Source organism: Mesorhizobium australicum WSM2073, assembly GCF_000230995.2.
GTDB classification, from domain to species: Bacteria; Pseudomonadota; Alphaproteobacteria; order Rhizobiales; family Rhizobiaceae; genus Mesorhizobium; species Mesorhizobium australicum.
In genome coordinates, this window is the sequence record NC_019973.1 from 899,061 (window position 1) to 923,442 (window position 24,382).

General features: G+C 65.0%; 21 protein-coding genes. 14 read left to right on the plus strand and 7 right to left on the minus strand.

What is annotated here, in order from left to right; genetic code table 11:
- Window positions 1-62 precede the first annotated feature (62 nt).
- The 5 genes from mnmE (at window position 63) to MESAU_RS04235 (ending at window position 5,906) form a co-directional block, all read left to right on the plus strand.
- A complete protein-coding gene (gene mnmE, locus MESAU_RS04215; RefSeq protein ID WP_015314812.1) occupies window positions 63-1,391 on the plus strand; it encodes a tRNA uridine-5-carboxymethylaminomethyl(34) synthesis GTPase MnmE in 1,329 nt (442 codons plus the stop codon).
- Window positions 1,392-1,585: 194 nt separating this feature from the next.
- Window positions 1,586-3,469, plus strand: coding sequence for a tRNA uridine-5-carboxymethylaminomethyl(34) synthesis enzyme MnmG (mnmG, locus tag MESAU_RS04220; protein WP_015314813.1), 1,884 nt, complete (start codon window positions 1,586-1,588; stop codon window positions 3,467-3,469).
- Window positions 3,466-4,098 carry a 16S rRNA (guanine(527)-N(7))-methyltransferase RsmG gene (gene rsmG, locus MESAU_RS04225; RefSeq protein ID WP_015314814.1) on the plus strand — a complete coding sequence of 211 codons (633 nt, stop codon included), beginning with the start codon at window positions 3,466-3,468 and terminating at the stop codon, window positions 4,096-4,098. Before mnmG ends, rsmG begins: the two co-directional genes overlap by 4 nt.
- 55 nt (window positions 4,099-4,153) lie before the next feature.
- Complete coding sequence (locus MESAU_RS04230) at window positions 4,154-4,954, plus strand: ParA family protein (RefSeq protein ID WP_083882954.1); 801 nt, start codon at window positions 4,154-4,156, stop codon at window positions 4,952-4,954.
- A gap of 67 nt (window positions 4,955-5,021) precedes the next feature.
- The gene (locus tag MESAU_RS04235) at window positions 5,022-5,906 is read left to right on the plus strand and encodes a ParB/RepB/Spo0J family partition protein (RefSeq protein ID WP_015314816.1); all 885 of its coding nucleotides are present in this window, start codon (window positions 5,022-5,024) and stop codon (window positions 5,904-5,906) included.
- A gap of 154 nt (window positions 5,907-6,060) precedes the next feature.
- Here the strand turns inward: MESAU_RS04235 and holA are convergent, their stop codons facing one another.
- Complete coding sequence (gene holA, locus MESAU_RS04240; RefSeq protein WP_015314817.1) at window positions 6,061-7,104, minus strand: DNA polymerase III subunit delta; 1,044 nt, start codon at window positions 7,102-7,104, stop codon at window positions 6,061-6,063.
- Window positions 7,105-7,496: 392 nt separating this feature from the next.
- On the opposite strand from holA, the gene MESAU_RS04245 reads away from it, so the two are divergent.
- The 5 genes from MESAU_RS04245 to MESAU_RS04265 all read left to right on the plus strand — a co-directional run bounded on the left by MESAU_RS04245 (window position 7,497) and on the right by MESAU_RS04265 (window position 14,089).
- The gene (locus MESAU_RS04245) at window positions 7,497-8,729 is read left to right on the plus strand and encodes a 3-methyl-2-oxobutanoate dehydrogenase (2-methylpropanoyl-transferring) subunit alpha (RefSeq protein ID WP_015314818.1); all 1,233 of its coding nucleotides are present in this window, start codon (window positions 7,497-7,499) and stop codon (window positions 8,727-8,729) included.
- Between the two features lie 3 nt (window positions 8,730-8,732).
- Window positions 8,733-9,746: an alpha-ketoacid dehydrogenase subunit beta gene (locus tag MESAU_RS04250; RefSeq protein WP_015314819.1), complete on the plus strand. Its 1,014-nt coding sequence runs from the start codon at window positions 8,733-8,735 to the stop codon at window positions 9,744-9,746.
- A 17-nt stretch (window positions 9,747-9,763) separates the two neighbouring features.
- Window positions 9,764-11,092 carry a dihydrolipoamide acetyltransferase family protein gene (locus MESAU_RS04255; protein ID WP_015314820.1) on the plus strand — a complete coding sequence of 443 codons (1,329 nt, stop codon included), beginning with the start codon at window positions 9,764-9,766 and terminating at the stop codon, window positions 11,090-11,092.
- A 273-nt stretch (window positions 11,093-11,365) separates the two neighbouring features.
- A complete protein-coding gene (lpdA, locus tag MESAU_RS04260; protein WP_015314821.1) occupies window positions 11,366-12,763 on the plus strand; it encodes a dihydrolipoyl dehydrogenase in 1,398 nt (465 codons plus the stop codon).
- A 135-nt stretch (window positions 12,764-12,898) separates the two neighbouring features.
- Window positions 12,899-14,089: an integrase core domain-containing protein gene (locus MESAU_RS04265; protein ID WP_015314822.1), complete on the plus strand. Its 1,191-nt coding sequence runs from the start codon at window positions 12,899-12,901 to the stop codon at window positions 14,087-14,089.
- 292 nt (window positions 14,090-14,381) lie between these two features.
- On the opposite strand, the gene MESAU_RS04270 is transcribed toward MESAU_RS04265, so the two are convergent.
- A complete protein-coding gene (locus MESAU_RS04270) occupies window positions 14,382-15,563 on the minus strand; it encodes a saccharopine dehydrogenase family protein (RefSeq protein WP_342447690.1) in 1,182 nt (393 codons plus the stop codon).
- A gap of 44 nt (window positions 15,564-15,607) precedes the next feature.
- Here MESAU_RS04270 and MESAU_RS04275 point away from each other — a divergent pair, with 44 nt between their 5' ends.
- Window positions 15,608-16,036 (plus strand): Lrp/AsnC family transcriptional regulator, encoded by a 429-nt coding sequence (locus MESAU_RS04275; RefSeq protein WP_015314824.1) that lies wholly within the window; start codon window positions 15,608-15,610, stop codon window positions 16,034-16,036.
- A gap of 30 nt (window positions 16,037-16,066) precedes the next feature.
- Here the strand turns inward: MESAU_RS04275 and MESAU_RS04280 are convergent, their stop codons facing one another.
- The 3 genes from MESAU_RS04280 to MESAU_RS04290 all read right to left on the minus strand — a co-directional run bounded on the left by MESAU_RS04280 (window position 16,067) and on the right by MESAU_RS04290 (window position 19,029).
- Window positions 16,067-17,437 (minus strand): sensor histidine kinase, encoded by a 1,371-nt coding sequence (locus MESAU_RS04280; protein ID WP_015314825.1) that lies wholly within the window; start codon window positions 17,435-17,437, stop codon window positions 16,067-16,069.
- A 13-nt stretch (window positions 17,438-17,450) separates the two neighbouring features.
- Complete coding sequence (locus MESAU_RS04285) at window positions 17,451-18,134, minus strand: winged helix-turn-helix domain-containing protein (RefSeq protein ID WP_015314826.1); 684 nt, start codon at window positions 18,132-18,134, stop codon at window positions 17,451-17,453.
- Between the two features lie 103 nt (window positions 18,135-18,237).
- A complete protein-coding gene (locus MESAU_RS04290) occupies window positions 18,238-19,029 on the minus strand; it encodes a COG4705 family protein (protein WP_015314827.1) in 792 nt (263 codons plus the stop codon).
- 248 nt (window positions 19,030-19,277) lie between these two features.
- Here MESAU_RS04290 and MESAU_RS04295 point away from each other — a divergent pair, with 248 nt between their 5' ends.
- Complete coding sequence (locus MESAU_RS04295; protein WP_041163619.1) at window positions 19,278-19,913, plus strand: methyltransferase family protein; 636 nt, start codon at window positions 19,278-19,280, stop codon at window positions 19,911-19,913.
- 72 nt (window positions 19,914-19,985) lie between these two features.
- Here MESAU_RS04295 and MESAU_RS04300 read toward each other — a convergent pair whose 3' ends face one another.
- The gene (locus MESAU_RS04300) at window positions 19,986-20,471 is read right to left on the minus strand and encodes a hypothetical protein (RefSeq protein ID WP_015314829.1); all 486 of its coding nucleotides are present in this window, start codon (window positions 20,469-20,471) and stop codon (window positions 19,986-19,988) included.
- Between the two features lie 222 nt (window positions 20,472-20,693).
- Between MESAU_RS04300 and MESAU_RS04305 the strand changes: the two genes are divergently transcribed.
- Both MESAU_RS04305 and MESAU_RS04310 read left to right on the plus strand, forming a co-directional pair.
- Entirely contained in the window at window positions 20,694-21,059 is a 366-nt protein-coding gene (locus tag MESAU_RS04305; RefSeq protein ID WP_041163620.1) for a RidA family protein, read from the plus strand.
- A 32-nt stretch (window positions 21,060-21,091) separates the two neighbouring features.
- Window positions 21,092-22,327 (plus strand): amidohydrolase/deacetylase family metallohydrolase, encoded by a 1,236-nt coding sequence (locus MESAU_RS04310; RefSeq protein WP_015314831.1) that lies wholly within the window; start codon window positions 21,092-21,094, stop codon window positions 22,325-22,327.
- A gap of 208 nt (window positions 22,328-22,535) precedes the next feature.
- Here MESAU_RS04310 and MESAU_RS04315 read toward each other — a convergent pair whose 3' ends face one another.
- On the minus strand, window positions 22,536-24,326 hold the full coding sequence (locus MESAU_RS04315; RefSeq protein ID WP_015314832.1) for an NAD(P)/FAD-dependent oxidoreductase: 1,791 nt from the start codon (window positions 24,324-24,326) through the stop codon (window positions 22,536-22,538).
- Between the last annotated feature and the right edge of the window lie 56 nt (window positions 24,327-24,382).

The window sequence follows — 24,382 nt, forward strand, 5'->3', positions numbered from 1 at the left end:
TTTCAGGAGCAATCCGGGGCGGTGATGAAGCGAAAGCTAGGGCGGTTCGGTAGAGCGGGCAAATGATTTCAGGCGATTCGATCGTGGCGCTGTCGAGCGGCCGGCTTCCGGCCGGCGTTGCGGTGGTGCGGATATCCGGCCCGCAGACTCGATTCGTGGTCGAAACGATCGTCTGTGGCATGGTTAAGGCGCGGGCTGCGGTCCTGCGCAGATTCAGGGCTCCGGATGGAACCGTGCTCGATAACGGCTTGGTTCTGTTCTTTCCTGGTCCGGCGAGCTTCACCGGCGAGGATGTCGCCGAGTTCCATGTTCATGGCGGGCGCGCCGTGGTGGCCAGGATGGTGGAAACGATCGCTGGTTTCGAGGGCGTCAGGCATGCGGAGCCGGGAGAATTCACGCGCCGTGCCTTCTTCAACGGCAAGGTCGATCTGGTCGAGACGGAGGCGCTGGCGGACCTCGTCAATGCTGAAACCGAGGCGCAGCGGCGTTTTGCCATCCAGAACGCCGGGGGCGCGCAGAGCGCGCTCTACCTCGGCTGGCGTCGGCGCCTGATCCATGCGCGGGCCATGATCGAGGCCGAGATCGACTTCGCCGATGAAGACGATGTACCGGGTTCCGTTTCGGATACGGTTTGGTCCGACGTGAGGTCGATGATATCGGAGATCGACCGCCACATTGTCGGCTTCCATGCCGCCGAGATCATCCGCGACGGTTTTGAGGTCGTCATTCTTGGCGCGCCCAATGCCGGCAAGTCCAGCCTGTTCAATGCCTTGGCGCAGCGCGATGCCGCTATTGTAACGGATGAGCCCGGCACCACCCGAGATTTGCTGGAGGTGGTGCTGGATCTCCGGGGTTTGCGCGTTAGGTTGACCGACACGGCCGGGTTGCGGGAAGCGCCTGGCAAAATCGAGGCGATCGGCATCGAGAAGGCAAGAGCCAAGGCGGATTGCGCCGATCTGCTGCTGTTGCTCGAGGACGCCGCGGACCCCAAGGACGCCGGTCCGCTGCCGATGTCGACGCCGGCATTGCGCGTCGGCACCAAGCTCGACCTGCTCGATAAGAGAGCGACCCAGGATGCAGCCGGGCGCTACGAGTTTGGTATATCGGTGATCGACGGGACGGGTGTGGATGGATTGCTGGCGGAGATTGGTCGCCGCGCTGCCGAGGCGGCCGGCGTTAGCGGCGATGTGCTGCCATCACGGCTACGCCATGTCGAGTTGCTCGACGCGGCGAACCGGCATCTGCACCGCGCCGCCGATGAACGCATGCCCCAGGAATTGCGCGCCGAAGAGCTGCGCCTGGCAGCGGATCGCCTGGGACGGATAGTGGGTGCGGTGGACGTCGAAGACTTGCTCGACGTGATCTTTTCCCGGTTCTGCATCGGAAAATGACTCACGTGAAACATGATGGCTGCCGAAGCTCGTGCTGACTCACGTGAAACAATCAGGCGGTGATTCAAGTGAAACGCCGATAAAAGTGGGGTTTCGCTGTTTCACGTGAAACGCCTGTGCGGAAGTTTTCTTGACAGTCCCGCCTCGCGGGGACATGTGTCGCTCATCTTCTTCGAGTCCGGGACCTATATGGAATGACCGATCACTATGATGTGGTTGTGGTGGGCGGCGGCCACGCGGGTTGCGAGGCGGCCAGCGCCGCCGCGCGCGCTGGCGCGAGCACCGCGCTGGTGACGCTGCGTTTCGACACGATCGGGGTGATGTCATGCAACCCTGCCATCGGTGGGCTAGGCAAGGGGCATCTGGTGCGCGAGATCGACGCCATGGACGGGCTGATGGGCCGTGTGGCGGACGCATCCGGCATCCAGTTCCGCCTGCTCAACCGCCGCAAGGGTCCGGCGGTGCGCGGCCCGCGCACGCAGGCCGACAGAAAACTCTATCGCCTTGCCATGCAGGAAGCGATTCGGCAGCAGAACGATCTCAAGGTCGTGGAAGGCGAAGTTCTCGATTTCGAGATCTGCGACGGAAAGATCGCCGCGGTTCTCCTGGCAGACGGCCGCCGGCTTGCCTGCGGCGCCGTGGTGCTGACGACGGGAACCTTCCTGCGCGGGCTCATTCACGTCGGTGAAAAGAAGATCGTCGCGGGCCGCATGAACGAGAAGGCCAGCATGGGCCTCTCGGCAACGATGGATCGCGCCGGCTTCAAGCTCGGGCGGCTCAAGACCGGCACGCCGCCGCGACTGGACGGACGGACCATCGATTGGGCGTCGCTGGAAAGCCAGGCGGCGGACGAGAATCCCGTACCGTTCTCGCTGATGACCGAGCGTATCGTGACGCCGCAGATCGATTGCGGCATCACCCGTACGACCACAGCCACGCATGAGCTGATCCGCGCCAATCTTGGCCGCTCGGCAATGTATTCCGGCTCGATCGAAGGGGTTGGGCCGCGTTATTGCCCGTCGATCGAGGACAAGATCGTCAAGTTCGGCGACCGGGACGGGCACCAGATCTTCCTCGAGCCGGAGGGGCTCGACGACCACACCGTCTATCCCAACGGCGTTTCGACCTCGCTGCCGGAAGACGTTCAGCTGGAGATATTGAAGACTATTCCCGGTTTGGAGCATGCGGCCATGCTGCAGCCTGGCTATGCCATCGAATATGATCATGTCGATCCGCGCGAACTGCATCCCACACTTGAAACCAGGCGCGTTGCTGGGCTTTTTCTGGCCGGGCAGATCAACGGCACGACCGGTTATGAAGAGGCCGCCGGGCAGGGCCTGCTCGCCGGCCTCAATGCGGCGCGGCGGGCGGCGGGCGGCGCACCGGTCGTGCTCAGCCGCACCCAGGCCTATATCGGTGTGATGGTCGACGATCTGACCAGTCGCGGCATCAGCGAACCTTATCGGATGTTCACCTCGCGGGCCGAGTTCCGGCTCTCGCTGCGCGCCGACAATGCCGATGAGCGGCTGACGCCGCTGGCGCAGACACTGGGGATCGCCTCGGCGGAGCGGATGCAGCGTTATGGCGATGTCATGCAGCGGCTGGATGAAGCGCGCCAGATGGCGCTTTCGCTGGCCATGACGCCGAACGAGGCGGCACGGCACGGTTTGGAGATCAATCTCGACGGCGTGCGCCGGTCCGGCTTTGAACTGCTGGCCTATCCCGGTGTCGATGTGGCTTGGCTGGCTGGGGTTGAACCGAAATTTCACGACGTTGATGCCAGGACTGCGGAGCGGCTCGAAACGGAAGCGAAATATTCGGTTTATCTGGATCGCCAGAGCACCGATGTCGCGCAGATCCGGCGTGAAGAGAGCCGGCTGATCCCGGACAGCGTAGATTTTGCCGGGGTGCCCGGCCTGTCCAATGAGCTGAAGCAGAAGATGCAGGCGCGGCGGCCGCGCTCCATCGCGGAGGCGCAGCGCATGGAAGGCATGACGCCGGCGGCGTTGGCGATCATCGTCGCGCATGTCCGCCATTGGGAATCGGTGCAGAAAGCCGAGCAGAGGGATGTTGCGTGAGTTCCTTCTCTCGCGAGCGCCTGCAGGAGGCCGCCGGCCCGGTTTCACGTGAAACATTCGATCGCCTGGTGGCGTTCGAAGCGATGTTCCAGAAATGGAACCGCAGCATCAATCTCGTGGCGCAGTCGACCTCGGGCGATGTCTGGCAGCGCCACATCCTGGACAGCGCGCAACTTGCTGGGATAGAGCCCGATGCCATGCATTGGGTCGACATTGGTTCTGGTGGCGGATTTCCCGGGCTTGTCATGGCCTTTCTGCTCGGCGACCGCCCGGGCGCCAGCATCGATCTGGTCGAAAGCAACCGCAAGAAAGCCTCGTTCCTGCAGACCGTCGTCGGGCAGTTCAGCCTGCCGGCGCGGGTCGTGGCGCGCCGCATCGAGGACAGCCATGTGCTTGTTTCGAAGCCGGAAATCGTCACTGCACGGGCGCTGGCACCGCTTTCGGTGCTGCTGGACCTGTCGGCGCCGTGGCTGACCTCGGGCGCGCGGGCGCTGTTCCACAAAGGCCGGGATTATCGCGCCGAAGTGCAAGAAAGCGTTAACCGGTGGACCTTCGATCTGGTAGAACATCCAAGCGTGACTGACGCCAGCGGCGTCATCCTCGAATTGTCCAATGTGCGACCTGCCTGAACCGAGACGGGTCTGAGTGTTCGGCGACCCAAAGATGAATTTCTGGCATAGACCCATGATGAAGAACGGCCCTCGAATCATCACCGTAGCCAACCAGAAGGGCGGCGTCGGCAAGACCACCACCGCCATCAATTTGGCCACAGCGCTAGCGGCAATCGGCGAGAAAGTGCTGATCGTCGACCTCGACCCGCAAGGCAATGCCAGCACCGGCCTCGGCATCGACCGCAAGGACCGGATGGTCTCGTCCTATGACGTGCTGACGGGCGAACTGGACCTGGAAGCCGCCGCCATTCCGACCGCGGTGCCAGGCCTTTCCATCGTGCCTTCGACGCTGGACCTGCTCGGCATCGAGATGGAGATCGCCTCGGCGCCGGACCGGGTGCTCAAGCTGCGCAACGCGCTGCGTGCCGCGACCGAGCGTGGGGCGCCCTTCGGCTATGTGCTGATCGATTGCCCGCCCTCGCTCAATCTTTTGACCTTGAATTCAATGGCGGCGGCCGATTCCGTTCTCGTGCCGCTGCAATGCGAGTTCTTCGCGCTGGAGGGTCTCAGCCAGCTGCTCGAGACGGTCGAGCAGGTGCGTCGCTCGATCAATCCGGACCTCACCATCCAGGGCATCGTGCTGACCATGTATGACGGCCGCAACAATCTGGCCAATCAGGTGGTGCAGGATGTGCGCGAGCATATGGGCGACAAGGTCTACGAGACGATCATTCCGCGCAATGTGCGGGTGTCCGAAGCCCCGTCCTATGGCAAGCCGGCAATTCTCTATGACCTGAAATGCTCGGGCAGCCAGGCCTATCTGCAATTGGCCTCCGAAGTGATCCGCCGCGAGCGCAAATTGCGCGCCGCTTGATTAGAACCGATGCACATTTAACAGCCGATTCGATACCGAAACGAGCCGAAATAGACGTGGAATAAAGATGAGCGAAGATCTATCGAGGAAAAGACTGGGTCGCGGACTGGCAGCACTGATCGGCGAGATCGATCGCCCGGCGGCCCCGGAAAAGCCCGGCATGAGCGCCGACGGCAAGGTGCCGATCGAGTTCATCAGCGCAAATCCGAAAAATCCGCGCCGACATTTCGGCGATGCCGAACTGACCGACCTTGCCCAGTCGATCCGCGAACACGGCGTGGTGCAGCCGGTCGTGGCGCGGCCTTCGCCGACGCAGGCCGGCCGCTACGAGATCATTGCCGGCGAGCGGCGCTGGCGGGCGGCGCAGCGCGCCGGGCTGACCGAGATCCCGGTCATCATCCGCGACGTCAACGACCGCACCGCGCTGGAACTGGCGATCATCGAGAACGTCCAGCGGGCCGACCTCAATCCGGTCGAAGAAGCGCAGGGTTACCAGCAGCTCATCGACGACCATGGCTACACCCAGGCCGATCTCGGCCAGGTCATCGGCAAGAGCCGCAGCCATGTCGCCAACACGTTGAGATTGTTGAAGCTTCCCGACGTGATCCGCGACATGCTGGTCGATGGCGCGCTGTCGGCGGGCCACGCCCGCACGCTGGTGACGGCGGAGGATCCGGCGGGCCTCGCCAAGCGCATCGTCGAGGAGGGACTTTCGGTGCGCCAGGCCGAAGCGCTGGCGCAGATGCCGGCCGGCGCCAGTTCCAACGGCACCAAGCCAGCCGCGCCTGCCCTCGAAAAGGACGCCGACACGCTGGCGCTGGAAAAGCTGCTCACCGACACGACCGGCATGATCGTGACCGTCGACCACAAGGGCAAGGGCGGGGTGCTGCGGGTCGCCTATCGGAGCCTGGAACAGCTCGACGAGCTGTGCAGGCGGCTGAAGCAGGATTAACACTTAGCCGGCAAATTATGCGGCACAGCGTTACTCCCGGCGTTCGGCGCCGCCCCTCATCCCCCTGCCGGGACCTTCTCCCCGTATAGAGACGGGGAGAAGAGGCTGGGTGTGCGACGCCGGCGCCTTTCTGCGACGCCGGCGGCCAATTTCTCTACCGCTGCGCCAGCCTTGCGCTTTCAACCGCGATGCCGAGCAGCGCCTGCCTTGCGAGCGCGACGGACAGGTCGGGGCGCCGCCGCGTCTGCAGCACGGCCTGATGCAACCGGGTCAGCGCGCGGCCGAGCGCTTCGCTGTTCCAGCGCTCCAGGGTCTTCTCCACCAGCTTGCGCCTGGAGAAAAAGACCGGCGGGCGCGCGGCGGCAACGACGGAAGCGGCGTTGCGGCCGCCGGTCTCCATCTGGCCGCGCATGACCTGGATCTGCTGGAGCTGCCGCATCGCCGAGGACAGCACCTGGAAGGGCTGACCGCCGCCCTGGCAGTGGCGCGTGAAAGCGGTGTCGAAGTCGCCGACCTTGCCTTCGAGCAGCGCGTCGACGGCGTCGTCGTATGAGGCACCGGACACGTCGCCGGACATGGCTCTCACCTCTTCCAGCCCGATCTCCTTCTGGCCGTGGGCGTAGAGGACGAGTTTTTCGATCTCGCCGCGCGAGGCCAGCCGATCGCCACCGAGATTGCGGCGCAGCGCCTGCCGCGCCTCCAGTGTCATCGCCATGCCGGCCTTGCGCAGTTCGTCGTCGATGACCGTGTCGATGTCACGGGCCTCATCGGCGTAGCAAGGCAGCGCCATGGCATTGTCCGCGCCCTCGACCACGGCGCGCAGCCCGACGCCTTTCTTCAGATCGCCGGCCTCAATGAGAATGATGGCGTCCCGCACCGGCTCCGCCGTCAGCGCCTTGACGTCGTCGGCCAGAGCCTTCTGGCCGCTGGCATTGCGCACCCAGAGCAGCCGCCGGTCGGAAAACATCGGCACGGTGCGGGCCTCGTCGAGCAGGCGGCCCTCGTCGCGATCGACCTCCGAACCCTCGAGCCTGACCACCGAGAACGGGTCGTCGAGCGGCAGGCCGGTCTTTCCGGCAAAGGCCTTCGCCCGTTCGGAGACAAGGCCGCGATCGGGGCCATAAAGCAGGACGATCGAGATGCGCGGATCAGGCCGCGCCAGCCAACCGTCGACCTCGAAAGCTTTCTTCTGTGCCATGGAGGGTGGTTAGCACGGTGCGGGGATGGAGTGAACGTCTTCCGGTTCGGATCGCCAACCTTGGCCCATTCCTCTCCCCGATCGACGGAGGACAGGAAGGGCGCCAAGGCTGGCGAAACCCCAATTTTTCCCCTGCTTGCGGAGGCACAAAAGGAGGCGTGGAACCAAGTCTTGCCAGCCAATCACCTTATCTGGCGACAAACACGGCACAACCATGCGCCAAATTGCGCGCGGCCGCCCAACATCGACAAGAAATTTCGCGGACATATCTTCATCTTGAGCGGGGGAGGCCGGATCGGCCGGCGCGGCCGGAACCGACACCCTGACGCATTCGCACTGGCGGCGCGGATATGCAAATATCCCTGCCAGGCAACATTGGAGGACTCGAGGTCATGGCCGATGCTGGGATGTTGCGGTTTCACGTTCCGGAGCCGGAAGTGCGGCCGGGCGGGACGCCTGATTTCTCCAATGTGACCATCGCCGAGGCCGGCTCCGTGCCACGCCCCGACATCGACGTCGATCCGCGCACCATCCGCGACATGGCCTTTTCGATCATCCGGGTGCTGAACCGCAATGGCGAGGCCGTCGGGCCGTGGGCCGGGCTGCTTTCCAGCGAGGAATTGCTGGAAGGCCTGCGCAACATGATGACGCTGCGGACCTTTGATGCGCGCATGCAGATGGCGCAGCGCCAGGGCAAGACCTCCTTCTACATGCAGCATCTCGGCGAGGAGGCGGTGAGCTGCGCCTTCCGCAAGGCGCTCGCGCCCGGCGACATGAATTTCCCGACCTATCGCCAGGCTGGCCTGCTGATCGCCGACGGCTATCCGATGGTCACGATGATGAACCAGATCTATTCCAACGAGGCCGATCCGCTGAAGGGCCGTCAGCTGCCGATCATGTATTCGTCGAAGGAGCACGGCTTTTTCTCGATCTCGGGCAATCTGGCCACGCAGTATATCCAGGCGGTCGGCTGGGCGATGGCGTCGGCGATCTCCAACGATTCCAGGATCGCCGCGGCCTGGATCGGCGACGGCTCGACAGCGGAATCCGATTTCCATTCGGCGCTGGTGTTCGCCTCCACCTACAAGGCGCCTGTGGTGCTCAATGTCGTCAACAACCAGTGGGCAATCTCGACTTTTCAGGGCATCGCGCGCGGCGGCTCGGGCACATTCGCGGCCCGGGGGCTCGGCTTCGGCATCCCGTCGCTGCGCGTCGACGGCAATGACTATCTGGCCGTGCACGCGGTGGCAAAATGGGCGGCGACAAGGGCGCGGGACAACCTCGGGCCGACGCTGGTCGAATATGTCACCTACCGCGCCGGCGCTCATTCGAGCTCGGACGATCCCTCCGCCTACCGGCCGAAGACCGAGTCCGACGCCTGGCCGCTGGGTGACCCGGTCGTGCGGCTGAAGAACCATCTCATCAAGCTCGGTGTCTGGTCGGACGAACGGCATGCGCAGGCCGAGGCCGAAATCCTCGACACGGTGATCGCGGCGCAGAAGGAAGCGGAAAGCCACGGCACGCTGCATGCCGGCGGCAAGCCGTCAACACGCGAGATGTTCGAAGGTGTGTTTGCCGAGATGCCGCCGCATCTCAGGCGCCAGCGCCAGCAGGCGGGAGTCTGAGCCATGCCAAGACGGACCATGATCGAGGCCATTCGCGACGCCATGGACGTGTCGATGGAGCGCGACGACAAGGTCGTCGTGTTCGGCGAGGATGTCGGCTTCTTCGGCGGCGTTTTTCGCGTCACGCACGGGCTGCAGGCGAAATACGGCAAGAGCCGCTGCTTCGACGCGCCGATTAACGAATCCGGCATTGTCGGGTCGGCCATCGGCATGGCCGCCTATGGTTTGAAGCCCTGTGTGGAAATTCAGTTTGCCGACTATATGTATCCGGCCTACGACCAGCTGACGCAGGAAGCCGCAAGGCTGCGCTACCGCTCGAACGGCGATTTCACCTGCCCGATCGTTGTCCGCATGCCGACCGGCGGCGGCATCTTCGGCGGCCAGACGCATAGCCAGAGCCCGGAAGCGCTGTTCACCCATGTGTCGGGCCTGAAGACGGTGGTGCCGTCCAACCCGCACGACGCCAAGGGGCTTTTGATCGCGGCGATCGAGGACCCCGATCCGGTGATCTTCCTTGAGCCGAAGCGGCTCTACAACGGCCCGTTCGACGGCCACCACGACCGGCCGGTGACGCCATGGTCGAAGCACGAGCTCGGCGAGGTCGCCGACGGCCATTACACCGTGCCGCTCGGCAAGGCCGCCATCCGCAGGGCGGGCGCGGCGGTCACGGTGCTGGCCTACGGCACCATGGTCTATGTCGCCCAAGCGGCCGCCGAGGAGACCGGCATCGACGCCGAGATCATCGATCTCAGAACCCTGCTGCCGCTCGACCTCGACACGATCGTGGCCTCGGTCAAGAAGACCGGGCGCTGCGTCGTCGTGCATGAGGCGACGCTGACCTCGGGCTTCGGCGCCGAGCTTTCGGCGCTGGTGCAGGAAAACTGCTTCTATCACCTGGAGGCGCCGGTCGCCCGCGTCGCCGGCTGGGACACGCCCTATCCGCATGCGCAGGAGTGGGAGTATTTTCCCGGTCCCGCGCGTGTCGGCCGCGCTTTGCTTGAAACATTGGAAGCCTAGAGTGGGGGAGGCCTGAGATGGGCGAACACATCATCAAGCTGCCCGATGTCGGCGAGGGTGTCGCCGAGGCCGAGCTCGTCGAATGGCATGTCAAGATCGGCGACATCGTGCGCGAGGACACGGTGCTCGCCGCCGTGATGACCGACAAGGCGACGGTCGAAATCCCGTCGCCCGTCGATGGCGAAATCCTGTGGCTGGGCGCCGAGATCGGCGACACGGTGGCGATCGGTTCACCGATCGTGCGGCTGAAAGTGGCGGACGACGGCAATGTGAAAGCCGGCAAGGAGGCTGAACCGGCGACCGGGGCGGAGCCGCCCGCCAGGCTGCCGAGCCCGAAGCCCGAAGCCGCTTCGCCGCGCAAGCCGGCAAGACCCGCCGAGATACCGGCGAAACCCGCATCGTCGTCGTCGGCGCCGAAAACCGTGACGCGCTCCTCGGCTTCGGGCGCGCCGCGTCCGGAAGGCGAAAAGCCGTTGGCCTCCCCCGCTGTCCGCTTGCGGGCGAAAGAGGCGGGCGTCGATCTCAGGCAGGTGGCGGGGACGGGTCCGGCCGGCCGCATCGGCCACGAGGATTTGGAGGCGTTCCTGGCGCGCGGGCCGCAAGCGGCCAGGGGGCCGGGCCTCGCCCGCGACGACACCGTCGAGGACATCAAACTGGTCGGCCTGCGGCGCAAGATCGCCGAGAAGATGACGCTGTCGAAGTCGCGCATCCCGCACATCACCTATGTCGAGGAGATCGACGTCACGGCGCTCGAGGAATTGCGCGCCGCGCTCAACAAGGAAAAGCGTGTTGCCAAGGGCGGCGCGGAGAGGCCGAAGCTGACCTTGCTGCCGTTCCTGATGCGGGCGATGGTCAAGGCGATCGCGGACCAGCCCCAGCTCAATTCCCTGTTCGACGACGAGGCTGGTATCATCCACCAGCATGGCGGCATCCATATCGGCATTGCCGCGCAGACACCGTCGGGACTGGTGGTGCCTGTCGTCAAGCATGCCGAGGCGCGCGATGTCTGGGACTGCGCCGCCGAGGTCGCCAGGCTGGCGGAGGCCGCGAAGTCGGGAACGGCGACGCGTGACGAGCTGTCCGGCTCTACCATCACCATCACCTCGCTCGGCGCCATGGGTGGGATCGCGACGACGCCTGTGATCAACCACCCCGAAGTGGCGATCATCGGCGTCAACAAGATGATGATGCGGCCGGTTTGGGATGGCACGCAGTTCATTCCGCGCAAGATGATGAACCTGTCGTCGAGCTTCGACCACCGCGTCATCGACGGCTGGGACGCGGCGGTGTTCATCCAGCGGATCAAGGCGCTGCTGGAGACGCCGGCGCTGATTTTCGTGGATTGAGGGAGATGTGATGCGTTCTCGAGTTTCCATTGGCGGGCGCCGCGCCGCCCCTCATTGCCCTGCCGGGCATTTCTCCCCGTATAGTAACGGGGAGAAAGACGCCGTTATCCATGGTTTCGCCAATCGGCAGCGTTGCAGACGAGGGCGCCAACATCGCGGCCAATCCCTTCTCCCCGTCACTATACGGGGAGAAGGTGCCGGCAGGCGGATGAGGGGCAGCGCTGGGTTGGATGGGAGGACGTTGACGGCTCTCACGACAAGGAAGCTGCCAACATGAAGGAAATCTCCTGCAAGCTGCTGGTCATCGGCGCGGGCCCGGGGGGTTATGTCTGCGCCATCCGCGCCGGGCAGCTCGGCGTCGACACCGTGATTGTCGAGGTTGCGAAGCCCGGCGGCACCTGCCTCAATGTCGGCTGCATCCCGTCCAAGGCGCTGATCCATGCGGCCGAGGAGTTCGAGAAGGTCTCGCACATGGCCGGCGGCAACAGCCCGCTCGGCATTTCGGTCACCGCACCGGTGCTCGATCTGGCCAGGACCATCGCCTGGAAGGACGGGATCGTCAGCCGGCTCAACAGCGGTGTCGCCGGCCTGCTGAAGAAAGCCGGGGTGAAGACCGTGCATGGCTGGGCGAGGTTTCGCGATGGCAAGACCGTCGAGGTCGAGACCGAGACCGGAAGCCAGGTGATCCGGGCCGAGACGATCGTGATCGCCACCGGCTCGGCGCCGGTCGAGTTGTCTTTTCTTCCCTTCGGCGGGCCTGTGATCTCGTCTACGGACGCGCTGGCGCTGAGTGAGGTTCCCAGGAAACTCGCTGTCGTCGGTGGCGGCTATATCGGGCTCGAACTCGGCATGGCCTTCGCCAAGATGGGTGCGGGGGTCACCGTGGTCGAAGCCTTGCCGCGCGTGCTGGCGCAGTATGACGCCGAGCTGACCCGGCCTGTCGTCAAGCGGCTCTCCGCGCTCGGGGTCGAGGTGATGCTGGGCGCCAAGGCCAAAGGGCTGTCGACAGACGGCGATGCCCTGCTGGTCGAGACATCGGATGGCAAGAGCACCAAGGTCGCCGCGGACAAGGTGCTGGTGACGGTCGGCCGCAAGCCGGTGACGGAAGGCTGGGGACTCGACCAGATCGATCTCGACAGGGCCCGAAAGTTCATACGGATCGACGACCAGTGCCGGACCTCGATGCGCGGCGTCTTCGCCATCGGTGACGTCACCGGCGAGCCGATGCTGGCGCACCGGGCGATGGCGCAAGGCGAAATGGTCGCGGAGATCGTCGCCGGCCACAAGCGCGGCTGGGACAAGCGCTCGATCCCGGCCGTCTGCTTCACCGATCCCGAGCTGGTGACGGCGGGTCTGTCGCCCGAAGAGGCCAAGGCGCAAGGCGGCGAGATCAAGATCGGCCTGTTCCCCTTCGCCGCCAATGGCCGTGCCATGACCAAGCTCGGCGAAGACGGGTTCGTCCGCGTCGTGGCGCGCGCCGACAATCACCTGGTGCTCGGCATCCAGGCCGTCGGTCAGGGTGTGTCGGAACTGTCGGCGGTGTTTGGGCTGGCGCTGGAGATGGGCGCCAGGCTGGAGGACATCGCAGGGACGATCCATGCGCACCCGACGCAAGGCGAAGGGTTTCAGGAAGCCGCGCTCAAGGCGCTGGGCCACGCGCTGCATATTTAGAGCTCCCCCTCTCCCGCGTCAGGCGTAAAGGGGGAGGAGTTGCTCGAGCCCCAGGCTTGTCCGAACCGGATAGATAGGTAACAGAATGGACCGATAGCATGGGTGACAGTTTTCTTGTCCGCCGGAGGACCGGCGATGGTTTGGCGAGAAACTGGCATTATGGACGAGCGGCTGCGGTTTATTGTGGATTGGCTTTCGGATGAGGAGACGATGATCGAGCTGTGTGCGGCTTACGGCATCTCGCGCAAGACTGGCTACAAATGGCTTGGACGCTATCGCGCGTTCGGTCCGGAAGGTTTGCACGATCTGCCGCGCGCGCCGCTCAATCATGGCCGGGCGACGGCGCTGGATGTGGTGGAGCGGATCGTGGCGACAAAGGAGACGCACCCGCTGTGGGGGCCTAAGAAGATCGTGGCGCGGCTCAAGCGCACGGCTCCCGAGCTGGTCTGGCCGTCAGCCTCGACAGTGGGCGCCATCCTTGCACGACACGGGCTTGTTCGTGCCCGCAAGCGGCCACGCCTGCGGGCCTGCGGCAATGGACCGTGGCCGCAGGCCGAAAGACCGAACGCGGTGTGGACTGGCGATCACAAGGGCTGGTTCCAGACTGCTGACGGATGGCGCTGTGATCCGTTGACGGTGATGGATGCCTCGAGCCGTTACCTTCTGGCGCTCGAAGCGACGGGCTCGACGGCGCACGCCGAGGCCTGGCCGGTATTCGAGCGGTTATTTGAGGAGCATGGCCTGCCGGATCGGTTCAGAAGCGACAATGGTTCGCCCTTCGCGTCGGCCGGCGTCACCGGGCTGACGCCGCTTGCGGTCCGCTTCATCAAGCTCGGCATCACGCTGGAGCGGATCGCGCCCGGCAAGCCGCAGCAGAACGGACGCCACGAGCGCTTCCATCTGACCATGCTGCCACTGGCCAAGGAACCGGAGGCCGACAGAACGGCTCAGGCCAAGGCCTTCGAGGCCTTCCGGCGCAGCTACAATGAGGAACGTCCGCATGAGGCGCTCGCCATGGATACTCCAGCGCAGCATTACCGCCCCTCACAGCGTGCCATGCCAAGAACGCCCTGCGAGCCCGAATATCCGCAAGAGGCCGCGGTCCGACAGATGCGTCACAATGGCGAGATCAGGTGGAATGGCGGCTTCGTCTATGTCTCGCAATCGCTGGCCGGCGAAGCGGTCGCAGCCTCAGAAACCGAGGATGGACAATGGCTGCTTTCTTTCCATGCCCATCCGCTCGGCATCATCGACACAAGGCGCATGAAGCTTGTCCGCCACAGCGCCGCGCCAACCGAACCGCTTGGCGCTGCGGCGGACGCATAGGGGGAGAACTGTTACCTATGTATCCGGTTCATTCTGTAACCCATCTATCGGCTGGACAGGCTCCTTTCCTCTCCCTCCGGAGGGGGAGAGGTGGCGCTGCGAAGCAGCGACGGAGTGGGGGAAGCCGGTCCTCAGACGCACCGCCGCTGAAATCATCACAAGCTTCAATCAGTCAGGACGAGGCATCACCCCGGCTTGAAATAACAAGCCCAAGCCAGGTCGACCCCCACTCCGTCGAGCTTCGCTCGACACCTCTCCCCCGGTCGACGGGGGAGAGGAAAGGCGCCGTCGCTCAGCTCGCCAGCCGGCTTACCATTTCATGCTGGGCATAGGCGCGGCCGAAGCGGTTGGCGAGGAAGGCATCGAGCGCGATTTCCTCCTGCTTGACGAAGCCGGTCGCCGGCAGCGATCCGTCCGCCAGCATGTCGAGCACGGCGCAGATGCCAGACGCGGTGGTGATCTGGATGGCGCTGCGCACCGTCCGGCCGATGCGCCGGGAATAAATCTTGTTGGCGTAGGTCTCCTGCAGCAGGCGGCCGTTCCTGCGGCCCGAGACGGTGACGAAGACGATGACCACGTCCTGCAGCGTCGCCGGCAGGGCGCTTTCGAAAATGTCCTTCAGCACGTCGCGGCGGTGGCGCAGCCCAAGGTCGTTGAGCAGCGCCTTCATGATCGCGGCGTGGCCGGGATAGCGGATGGTGCGGTAGTTCAGCGTGCGTACCTTGCCCTTCAGCGTCTCGGCCAAGGTGCCCAGTCCACCGGAGGTGTTGAACGCCTCGTAGGTGACGCCGTCGAGCGAAAACTCCTCGCGCTCCTCCAGCGGCGGCACTTCGACCAGCTCGCCCTCGACGATCGCCTCGCAAGGCTCGCAATATTCGTTGATGACGCCGTCGGTGCTCCAGGTCAGATTGTAGTTCAGCGCGTTGGACGGGTATTGCGGCAGCGCGCCGACGCGCATGCGCACGCTTTCCAGCGTGTCGAAGCGGCTGGCGAGATCATTGGCGACGATCGAGATGAAGCCGGGCGCCAACCCGCATTGCGGGATGAAGGCGCTCTTGGCGGTACGGGCCAGCTCCTTGACCCGCCTGGTCGAGACGACGTCCTCGGTGAGATCGAGATAATGCACGCCGGCGCTGGCCGCCGCCTCGGCGATGCGCGTGGTGAGGTGGAAGGGGGCGGCGCTCAGCACCGCGAACTTGCCGGCGAGCGCGGCTTCAAGCGCACCGGGCGCCGCGATGTCGAGTTCCAGCGTCTCGACGCCGGCGGGGACTTCCGCCGCGGCGAGCTGCGCCGCCGAGCGGTCGAGGAGAGTGACCTGATAGTCGCCCGTCGCGGCAAGCATTTCGGCGATGGTCGAGCCGATCTTGCCGGCCCCGACGATAATGATTTTGTTCATGTTCAAATTCCCCTGCGATCTGCGTTTCCCAAAAACCATCGCAGCTTGCCTGTCGAAAGGAAGCGTGGAATTCTGCAAAGTGAACCCTATCTTTTATCGATCTGCCGAAAGGCTTCGTCGAAATGCTCAGTGATGCCGAACAAGCCCTGCTCTCGCTGCTGCGCGCCAACGCACGCGCCTCGACGGCGGAACTGGCGCGTCGGCTCGGCGTGTCGCGCACAACGGTGCAAAGCCGGATCGAGCGGCTGGAGCAGCGCGGCATTATCACCGGCTATGGCGTCAGGCTGGCGCCGGACTATGAGCAGGGGCTGGTCAGGGCGCATGTGCTGCTCACCGTCACGCCGAAGCTCGCCGACAAGGTGGTGCGCAGCCTGCAGGCGCTGCCGCCGGTCAGGACGCTGCACTCCGTCAGCGGCAATTTCGACATGATCGTCATCGTCGACGCGCCGTCGATCCGCGACCTCGACACGCTGCTCGACCAGATCGGCGCCATGGACGGGGTCGAGCGGACATCGTCGTCGATTATATTGTCGACACGGATCGACCGCTAACGTTACGGCGGCTTTCGCTAACTTCCGAAGTTAATCCATCACCAGGGGAAAACTCACCACCACGGCCAGGCCCGGCCGGCGGTCCTCGAGCGCAATGGTCGCGCCGTGCAGCTCGGCGATGGCCCGGACGAGGCTGAGGCCGAGGCCGCTGCCGGGGGTCGAGCGGCTGTGGTCCAGCCGGTAGAGACGCTGAAACACTTTTTCGCGCTCGTCGGCGGGAATGCCGGGTCCGTTGTCGGCGACGCTGGCAAGAACACGATCGCCCTGGCGCGTCACCGAGAGTTGGATGGATGTGCCGGGCGGACAATGGCGTAGCGCATTCTCGACCAGGTTGGCGAACATCTGCGTCAGCAGTTCACGGTCGCCATGAATGCGGTCCGTGGTCTTGTCCAGTTCCGCAGCCGACAGCACCTTGCCGTCGTCCTCGGCCACTTCGGTGTAGATCTCGGCGATGGTCCCGAGGACCTCGCCGAGCGCGACATCGGTGAAGCGCGCCTTGCGCGCGCCGGCCTCGATCTGCGCGATGCGCAGCAGCGCGTCGAAGGTCTCGTTGATCTGGTGACCCTCGGCGCGCGCGTCAGCCAGATCGTCGGAGACGTCCTGGCGCCGCGCGGCCTTGTCGGCGGCGCTCTCCAGGATCATCTGCAGGCGGTTGAGCGGCGTCTTCAAATCATGCGCGATGTCGGCGCTGACCTGCTTCATGCCTTCGACCAGCGCCGACAGGCGGTCGAGCGCGGCGTTGATCTGGCTGGAGACGATGTCGATGTCGTCGTCCTTGCCGGTCAGCGGGATGCGGGTGTCGAGGCGGCCATGCGAAACGTCGACCATCGTGGCGGCAATGCCGTCGAGACGGCGCTGGACGCGCGAGGCGAGCAGGGCGCCGCCGGCGACGGCCAGGCCGGTGATGATCAGCGTCGCCCAGCCGAAGCTCATCAGCATGATCGTTTCCAGCTCCTCGGTCTCGGAGAGGCTGAAGGCGATGGTCAGCGTGTTGGCGCCGACCGGGCCGGAATAGGCGCGGTATTCGGTGTCCGGCGGCAGGCCCGGCATTTCGGCGCCGAACATCGAGAAACCGTCGGGAAGCCCCGCCGCGGTGAAGTTGCCCGCAATACGGTTGCCGGCGGCGTCGGTCAGCGAAAAGAGCTGCTCCTTCCCAGGGCTGCGCGCGGAGTGGTTTTCGACGGTCTCCACCAACTCCCTGAGATCCTTGTCGGCATAGGTCGCGGCGATGACGGCATAGGTCTCGCTGATGGTGTCGTCGAGCTGCTCGGCAAGGTCGGCGCTCATCATCTGGTAGACGATGGCGCCCGCCAGCACGAAGGCCAGCATGAACAGGAAGGCGAACGTCAGGGCAAGCCGGAATGGCGTGCTGCGCAGCAGGCGGGTCCGGGTCACGGTCATCGGGAGGTCGCGATCACTGGGAGAGCGGCGCGTGCAGGCTGTAGCCGGTGTTGCGGATGGTGTGGATGAGCTGGGTACCGAACGGCTTGTCGACCTTGGTCCGCAAGCGGCTGATATGGGTTTCGACGACGCTGGTCTTGGGGTCGAAGTGGAAATCCCAGACCCGCTCCAGCAGCATGGTGCGGGTGATGACGCGGCCCTCGCCGCGCATCAGCACCTCGAGCAGGCTGAACTCCCTCGGCTGCAGGTCGATCGGCTGGCCCTGCCTGACGACGCGCCGCATGATCAGGTCCATTTCGAGGTCGGCGACCCGCAGAACGGTCTTCTGTTCCTGCGCGGCCGGCCGCCGGCCGAGCGCGTTGATGCGGGCAAGCAGCTCGGAAAAGGCGAAGGGCTTGACCAGATAGTCGTCGCCGCCGGCCTCGAGCCCCTCGACGCGGTCGTCAATGCCGCCGACGGAGGTGAGGAAGATCGCCGGCGTGCGCACGCCGGCGGCGCGGACGGCCTTGACCATCGACAGGCCATCGAGGCCCGGGATCATCCGGTCGGCGACGATCACGTCGTAGCCGCCGCCGGTCGCGGCGAAAAACCCGTCATGGCCATTGCGCAGGAGGTCGCAGACATGGCCGGCCTCGGTCAGGCCGCGCACGATATAGTCCGCCGTCCTGTGGTCGTCCTCGACGAGAAGTAGCCGCATCGCTGTTCCCTGGCTGCCGGTATCCGGGACAGGCTATCACCGGCACGAGTCCGTTCCTAGAATAGTCGCCAACTGGCCAGGCCTTGCGGCGTCCGACCGCGGTTCACTCCGAGTCCAGCAGCATGTCGTCCATCTCATCGGCATTATTCCTGAGCGTCATGTAGAGAACCAGCGCGATGATGCAGCCGAGGAAGATCAGGCTGGTGAAAATGGTGCCGAAACCGAGGCCGCCATATTCGGCTGGCTGCGACAGCCAATCGCCGAAGGGGGCGCCCAGCGGACGCGTCAGGATATAGGCCAGCCAGAACGCCAGGATGGCGTCCAGGTGGAACAGGTAATAGGCGAGCGCGATAAGCGCGATGACGCCGCCGAACAGCAGGCCCGTGGTCAGGTAGCCCATGTCGAAGGTCTCGGCGACCAGATCGCCGGCGGCGGTGCCCAGCGAGAAGGTGAAGAGGATCGCCAGCCAGTAGAAGATCTCGCGCCTGGTCGTGAAGATGGTGTGGATCGAAAGCGTCCGCTCGCTTGCGTACCAGACCGCGAATGTCGCCGCGAGCACAACGGAAAAGGCGATCGTCGTGGTCTGCAGGCGCACGCCGAAATTGTCGACGAGGTTATCCGTGATCAACGTGCCGACGACGCTGATCAGCACCACCGCCAGCCAGTAGGCCCACGGCACGTAGCGTTTGTGCGCGAACTGCAGGGCGAGGGCGACGACCAGCACGCCGGTCATGATCAGCGAGGTGACGGTCAAGCCGAGGCCGAGGTTGACGGCGAGATAGTCCGCCGCCGTCTCGCCAATGGTCACCGCCATCAGCTTGACCAACCAGAAGTCGAGGGTGACGTCCGGCACCCTGTTTTGGCTCGGTGCGGGGGGTGTGTGTGGTGCGAGCATGGCTGATGTCCCGATGCCGATGGTTGCGCCGGCGGCGGAAGCGATCCGGCATTCGGATGATGATAGGCAAGCGACTTCTCACCAGCCTGTCCGGCGCCATACAAATTCGTAAGGATGGCGGTGGCTGGCTCAAAAGGCCTTTACGAATGCCTCGCGATGCGCTGATAGAGGGTGAGCGCCTTGTATCCGCCATCAATGGCGTGCCCCAGTGGCCGGGCCTGCACCAGAGTGCCCAGGAAAACGCGAAAATGACCTACGCTTCCCTCAAGCCGGTTTCACAGGCTTTCGACCAGCGCAAGCGGCTGATATTCATCCGGGTCGCGGCGGTGCTGGCGGTGCTGCTGCTGTTCCTGACCAAACCGGCGCTCAGCGAAGGCTCGAACGGCCACGAAACGCTCGAATTCCTCGGCTTCTGCCTGGTGCTCGCCTGCGTCGCCGGCCGGCTGTGGAGCATCCTCTATGTCGGCGGCAAGAAGAATGAAGAGCTGGTCTCGACGGGACCATTCTCGATGAGCCAGAACCCGCTCTACTTCTTCTCGACGGTCGGCGCGGTCGGCATCGGCCTGCTCTACGGCTCGGTGGTGGCCGCCGCCGCGCTTGGCGTCGCCAGCTTCCTGATCTTCCGTGTCACGGCGCGCAGGGAGGCCGAATATCTCCTGGGCAAGTTCGGCCCGGCCTACAGCGCCTACATCAAGGCGACGCCCCGGTTCTGGCCAAACCCGCTGCTCTACCACGACAATGACGAGCTGCGGTTCTCGACCCGGGCGCTGAGGCGCACCTTTTTCGACGGGCTCTATTTCCTCGCCATCTTCCCGGCCATCGAGCTGATCGAGTATTTCAGGGAGACAGGCGTGCTGTTCCCGGCCTTCATCACGCTGTACTGAGCAGCTCGCCACGGGAATTGGCGCGGCTGATCGGCCATCGCGACTGTCGATGGCCATTCATGGAAATCGAAACTAGCTTCCCAGCGGATAAGGCATGTAGCCGACGAAGCCGGCTATCTTCCAGCTCGCGCCGACCTTTCGGCAGAAATACAGTGTCTGCCATTTCAGCCGGTCGACGCTGCCATCCGCCTTGGCGACGCTGCCGTCGAACTTCTTGTGCAGCACGGCGCGGTCGCCGTCGACATCGATGTCGCGCAGATTGGTAACGCGAAACAGCGCCTCGCGCAGCGGCTCGGCGAATTTGGTCGCCGCCGTTTCCTTGGCCTGGCGCAGCCACTCGTCGCGGTAAATCTCCAGCCGCGGGAATTGCAGCCGCCAGGCATCGGCATTGGCCAGGAAATGCGCATGCATGCCGAAGAAGCTTTCGGCGATGAAATCGTTCTCGACCATGGCCCAATCCTGGTCGATGAAGGCGTCGATGTCGCGCCGCATCAGCATCTCCCACAGCGCGTGACGGTCTGCGTCGCCGGGAGGGAACGGGTTCTTGTCGAAGGTCATTGTCGGGGTCTCCGGTTTAGCGAGGGCGTCTGTCGGTCGTGGCGTCGAGCCCGTCCGGCAAACGCGCACGATGCAAGCGCATCTGTAATAAAGCAACACGGATTTCGAACAATGTTGCTTTCCAACAAGGGCCTCTATCGGGATTGCCGCGATCGCGGTAAATCTCGTCCCGGAGCGGACGCCGCCTCGGTGTCCGGCCATGTCATCGGAGGAGGCCGTCCCTTGCCCAAGCAGACTTTCGGAACATCCCACGTGCCGCTGTCGCCGGCCGTGCGGGCCGGCGATTTCGTCTTTGTCTCGGGCCAGGTTCCCGTCGGCGGCGACGGCATCGTGGTCAAGGGCGGCATCACGGAGCAGACCGAGCAGGTGCTCGCCAATGTGAAGGCCGCATTGGCGCTCGCCGGCTGCACGATGGACGATGTGGTCAAGACCACCGTCTGGCTCGAGGACGCGCGTGACTTCGGCGCCTTCAACGCTATCTATGCCAGGCATTTTCCGAAAAATCCGCCGGCCCGCACCACGGTCGAATCGCGGCTGATGATCGACATCAAGATCGAAGTCGAGGCTGTCGCCTACAGACCGGCCTGAGACGGCAATTCGGCCAATCGGAGGTTCCAACAATGCAATTCGACCTCCTCGTGAAGGGCGGACGGCTGATCGACCCGGCGGCCGGCATCGATGCGCCGCGCGATGTCGCCATCGCCAATGGCCGCGTCGCCGCGATCGACGCCGACATCCCCGCGACCAGCGCCGCCCAGGTGGTCGACGCCACCGGTTGCATCGTCGCGCCCGGCCTGGTCGACCTGCACAGCCACGTCTATTGGGGCGGCACTTCCCTCGGTGTCGACGCCGACAGGCTCGCAGCCAAGAGCGGCACCACCACCTTCATCGACGCCGGCAGCGCGGGCGCGGGCAATTTCCTGGGCTTCCGCCGCCATGTCATGGAGCGTTCGAAGGTGCGCATCCTGGCCTATGTCAACATTTCCTTTGCCGGCATTTTCGGCTTCTCGCAGACGGTGTCGGTCGGCGAATGCAGCGATCTCCGTCTCTGCGAGCCGCGCGAGGTGGTGGCGGCGGTGCGCGAGCACGCCGACGTCGTCGTCGGCGTCAAGGTTCGCTCCGGCAAGCATGCCGGCGGCACAAGCGGCATCGCGCCGGTCGACCTGGCGCTGGAGGCCGCCGACAAGGCCGGCCTGCCGCTGATGGCGCATATAGACGAGCCACCGCCCGGCCGCTCCGAAGTGCTGCCGCGCCTGCGCCGGGGCGACATCCTCACCCACTGCTTCCGGCCCTTCCCCAATGCGCCGGTGTTCGCCTCCGGCACGGTGCGGCCCGACATGCGGCTGGCGCGCGAGCGCGGCGTCATCTTCGATCTCGGCCATGGCATGGGTTCGTTTGACTTCGAGGTCGCCCGCGCCATGCTGGCCGAAGGGCTGGCGCCCGACGTCATCTCGAGCGACGTGCATCTCTACTGCGTCGACGGGCCGGCCTTCGACATACTGGTCTGCATGTCGAAGCTGATGGCCCTCGGCATGCCGCTGGTCGAGGTTCTGCGTGCCGCGACGCAGGCGCCGGCGCGGGCGATCGCGCGGCCCGACCTCGGCACGCTGACGATCGGCACCGCCGGCGACGTGGCCGTGCTGCGGCAGCGGTCAGGCCGCTTCACCTTCGTCGACGCGGTCGGCGCCTCGCTGGTCGCCGACCAGCGGCTGGTGTCGGAAGGCATCGTCGTCGGCGGCATTTGGTGGCCGAACGAGGCGGTCGACGATGTCGGCGAGACCGAGCGCTTCGTGGCGCATGCCAATCATACCCATGTCGAGGTGGCGGCCAGGCATTTCGGACACCGGCACGATTAGCCGATATCGAGACGGCTGCGCGATTGACGAGCGGCTTCCCCCACTCCGTCTCGGCTTCGCCGAGCCACCTCTCCCCCCTCCGGAGGGAGAGGAAGGGAGCCAAGGTCGGTGAACTTGCGCCTTTCCTCTCCCCCGTCGATCGGGGGAGAGGTGTCGAGCGAAGCTCGACGGAGTGGGGGTCGACCTCTCACCGAAGCATGCTTCCGCCTCACCGCCGCGAATTGCTCGGCGCCCCATAAACCGGCGTCTCGATCCCTTCCATTCGCGCCTTGATCTGCAGCGCGACATATTTCGAATAGAAGCGCGACAGCGCAAGATTGCCGCCGTGGAACCACAGTGCTTCCTGCGCCGTCGGCTTCCACATGTTGCGCAATTCGCCTTGCCAGGGGCCGGGGTCGCCCCTGACGCCGGAGCCGAGGCCCCAGCAGGGGCCGACCTTGTCGGCGACCTCGCGCGAGACGAGAGCCGCCACATTCTCGTTCATCGACTGATAGCCGGTGCAGGCGACGATGGCGTCGGCCTCGAGCTCGCTGCCGTCCTCGAACAGGATGCCTTTCGCCGTCAGCGATTTTATCGCGACGCCGCTGCGGATGCCGACCTTGCCGTCGATGATCAGGTCCGAGGCGCCGACGTCGATGTAATAGCCAGAGCCGGTGCGGTAGGCCTTCATCAAAAGGCCGGTTTCGTCGTCGCCGAAATCGAGCGCGAAGCCGGAGGCGGCCAGACGCTCGTAGAATTCGGCGTCGCGCGCGCGGATGACGTCGTAGAGCGCACGCTGGCCCTTGGGCACCAGCGCGAACGGCGTCGAGGCGACGATCATGTCGGCCTTCTCGGTGGTGATGCCGCGCGCCAGCGCGTCCTCGGAGAAGATCTCGAAGCCGACCTGCATCAGCGTGTCCGACTTGACCACCGTGGTCGGCGAGCGCTGGATCATGGTGACGTCGGCGCCGCTCTCCCAGAGGTCGACGCAGACGTCGTGGCCGGAACTGGCCGCACCGATGACGGCGACCTTCTTGCCGCGGAATTTCTCGCCGCTGGCATACTGGCTGGAGTGCAGCAGTTCGCCCTTGAACTGGTCGGAACCCGGCAGGTCGATCTTGCGCGGCGGACCGTAGGCGCCGGTGGCGAAGACGATGTGCTTCGGCTTCAGCGTGATGCGCTGCCCGACGCGGTCGACCACCACGGTCCATTCTTTCTCCGCCTCGTCGTAGCTGGCGCTGAGGCACCTGGTGGCGACCCAGTAATTCAGCTCCATGACGCGCGTGTACATTTCCAGCCAGTCGCCCATCTTGTCCTTGGGCGTGAAGACGGGCCAGTTGTCGGGGAACGGTATGTAGGGCAGATGGTCGTACCAGACCGGATCGTGCAGCACGAGCGTGCGGTAGCGGTTGCGCCAGGAATCGCCCGGCCGTGCGTTCTTCTCGATGACGATGGTCGGCACGCCGAGCTGCCGCAGCCGTGCGCCGAGCATAATGCCGCCCTGGCCACCGCCGATGACCAGGCAATAGGGTTGCTCCGTTACGCCGAGCTCGCGCGTCTCGCGCGCCCGCGCCTCCGACCAGGTCTCGCGTTCCGGGTCCGCCTTGTGGCGCACGCCCAGCGGCCGCGCCGCGCCCTTGCGCTCCTCGTGTCCCTTCAAGTCGGTCATCGCCGTGAACAGGGTACGGCAGCGGCCATCGCGCAGCCGCATGATGCCCTGGCCCGTGGCCGCCGCCGTCTCGAAGGTGAACCAGGCCTCGATCGTGCCTTCATCCGAGGTTGCCTCGCCGGTGAGCTGCCACGCGGCAGGCTTCGTGGTCGCCAGCGTCGACTTCAGCATGTCGGCGATGGCCTCGCGGCCTTCCATCGTCGTGACGTTCCAGGTGAAGGCCAGCAGGTCGCGCCAATAGCAATCGTCGACGAACAGGTTGCTTGCGGCCGGCACGTCGCCGGATTCAAGCGCCTGCGAAAACGAGCCAAGCCATGCGGCCGCCTGTTTGGATGGTGACATTTCGAGCATGTTTTCCCTCTTGTATGCGTCCAATCTGTATAGCGGGACGGCAACTGTCGAACTCG

Excerpts from the sequence above, each read along its gene's own strand:
- mnmE (WP_015314812.1), top strand. The coding sequence starts at position 63 with ATGATTTCAGGCGATTCGATCGTGGCGCTGTCGAGCGGCCGGCTTCCG.
- mnmG (WP_015314813.1), top strand. The coding sequence starts at position 1,586 with ATGACCGATCACTATGATGTGGTTGTGGTGGGCGGCGGCCACGCGGGT.
- MESAU_RS04230 (WP_083882954.1), top strand. The coding sequence starts at position 4,154 with ATGATGAAGAACGGCCCTCGAATCATCACCGTAGCCAACCAGAAGGGC.
- MESAU_RS04235 (WP_015314816.1), top strand. The coding sequence starts at position 5,022 with ATGAGCGAAGATCTATCGAGGAAAAGACTGGGTCGCGGACTGGCAGCA.
- holA (WP_015314817.1), bottom strand. The coding sequence starts at position 7,104 with ATGGCACAGAAGAAAGCTTTCGAGGTCGACGGTTGGCTGGCGCGGCCT.
- MESAU_RS04245 (WP_015314818.1), top strand. The coding sequence starts at position 7,497 with ATGGCCGATGCTGGGATGTTGCGGTTTCACGTTCCGGAGCCGGAAGTG.
- MESAU_RS04250 (WP_015314819.1), top strand. The coding sequence starts at position 8,733 with ATGCCAAGACGGACCATGATCGAGGCCATTCGCGACGCCATGGACGTG.
- MESAU_RS04255 (WP_015314820.1), top strand. The coding sequence starts at position 9,764 with ATGGGCGAACACATCATCAAGCTGCCCGATGTCGGCGAGGGTGTCGCC.
- lpdA (WP_015314821.1), top strand. The coding sequence starts at position 11,366 with ATGAAGGAAATCTCCTGCAAGCTGCTGGTCATCGGCGCGGGCCCGGGG.
- MESAU_RS04265 (WP_015314822.1), top strand. The coding sequence starts at position 12,899 with ATGGTTTGGCGAGAAACTGGCATTATGGACGAGCGGCTGCGGTTTATT.
- MESAU_RS04275 (WP_015314824.1), top strand. The coding sequence starts at position 15,608 with ATGCTCAGTGATGCCGAACAAGCCCTGCTCTCGCTGCTGCGCGCCAAC.
- MESAU_RS04280 (WP_015314825.1), bottom strand. The coding sequence starts at position 17,437 with ATGACCGTGACCCGGACCCGCCTGCTGCGCAGCACGCCATTCCGGCTT.
- MESAU_RS04285 (WP_015314826.1), bottom strand. The coding sequence starts at position 18,134 with ATGCGGCTACTTCTCGTCGAGGACGACCACAGGACGGCGGACTATATC.
- MESAU_RS04290 (WP_015314827.1), bottom strand. The coding sequence starts at position 19,029 with ATGCTCGCACCACACACACCCCCCGCACCGAGCCAAAACAGGGTGCCG.
- MESAU_RS04295 (WP_041163619.1), top strand. The coding sequence starts at position 19,278 with ATGACCTACGCTTCCCTCAAGCCGGTTTCACAGGCTTTCGACCAGCGC.
- MESAU_RS04300 (WP_015314829.1), bottom strand. The coding sequence starts at position 20,471 with ATGACCTTCGACAAGAACCCGTTCCCTCCCGGCGACGCAGACCGTCAC.
- MESAU_RS04310 (WP_015314831.1), top strand. The coding sequence starts at position 21,092 with ATGCAATTCGACCTCCTCGTGAAGGGCGGACGGCTGATCGACCCGGCG.
- MESAU_RS04315 (WP_015314832.1), bottom strand. The coding sequence starts at position 24,326 with ATGCTCGAAATGTCACCATCCAAACAGGCGGCCGCATGGCTTGGCTCG.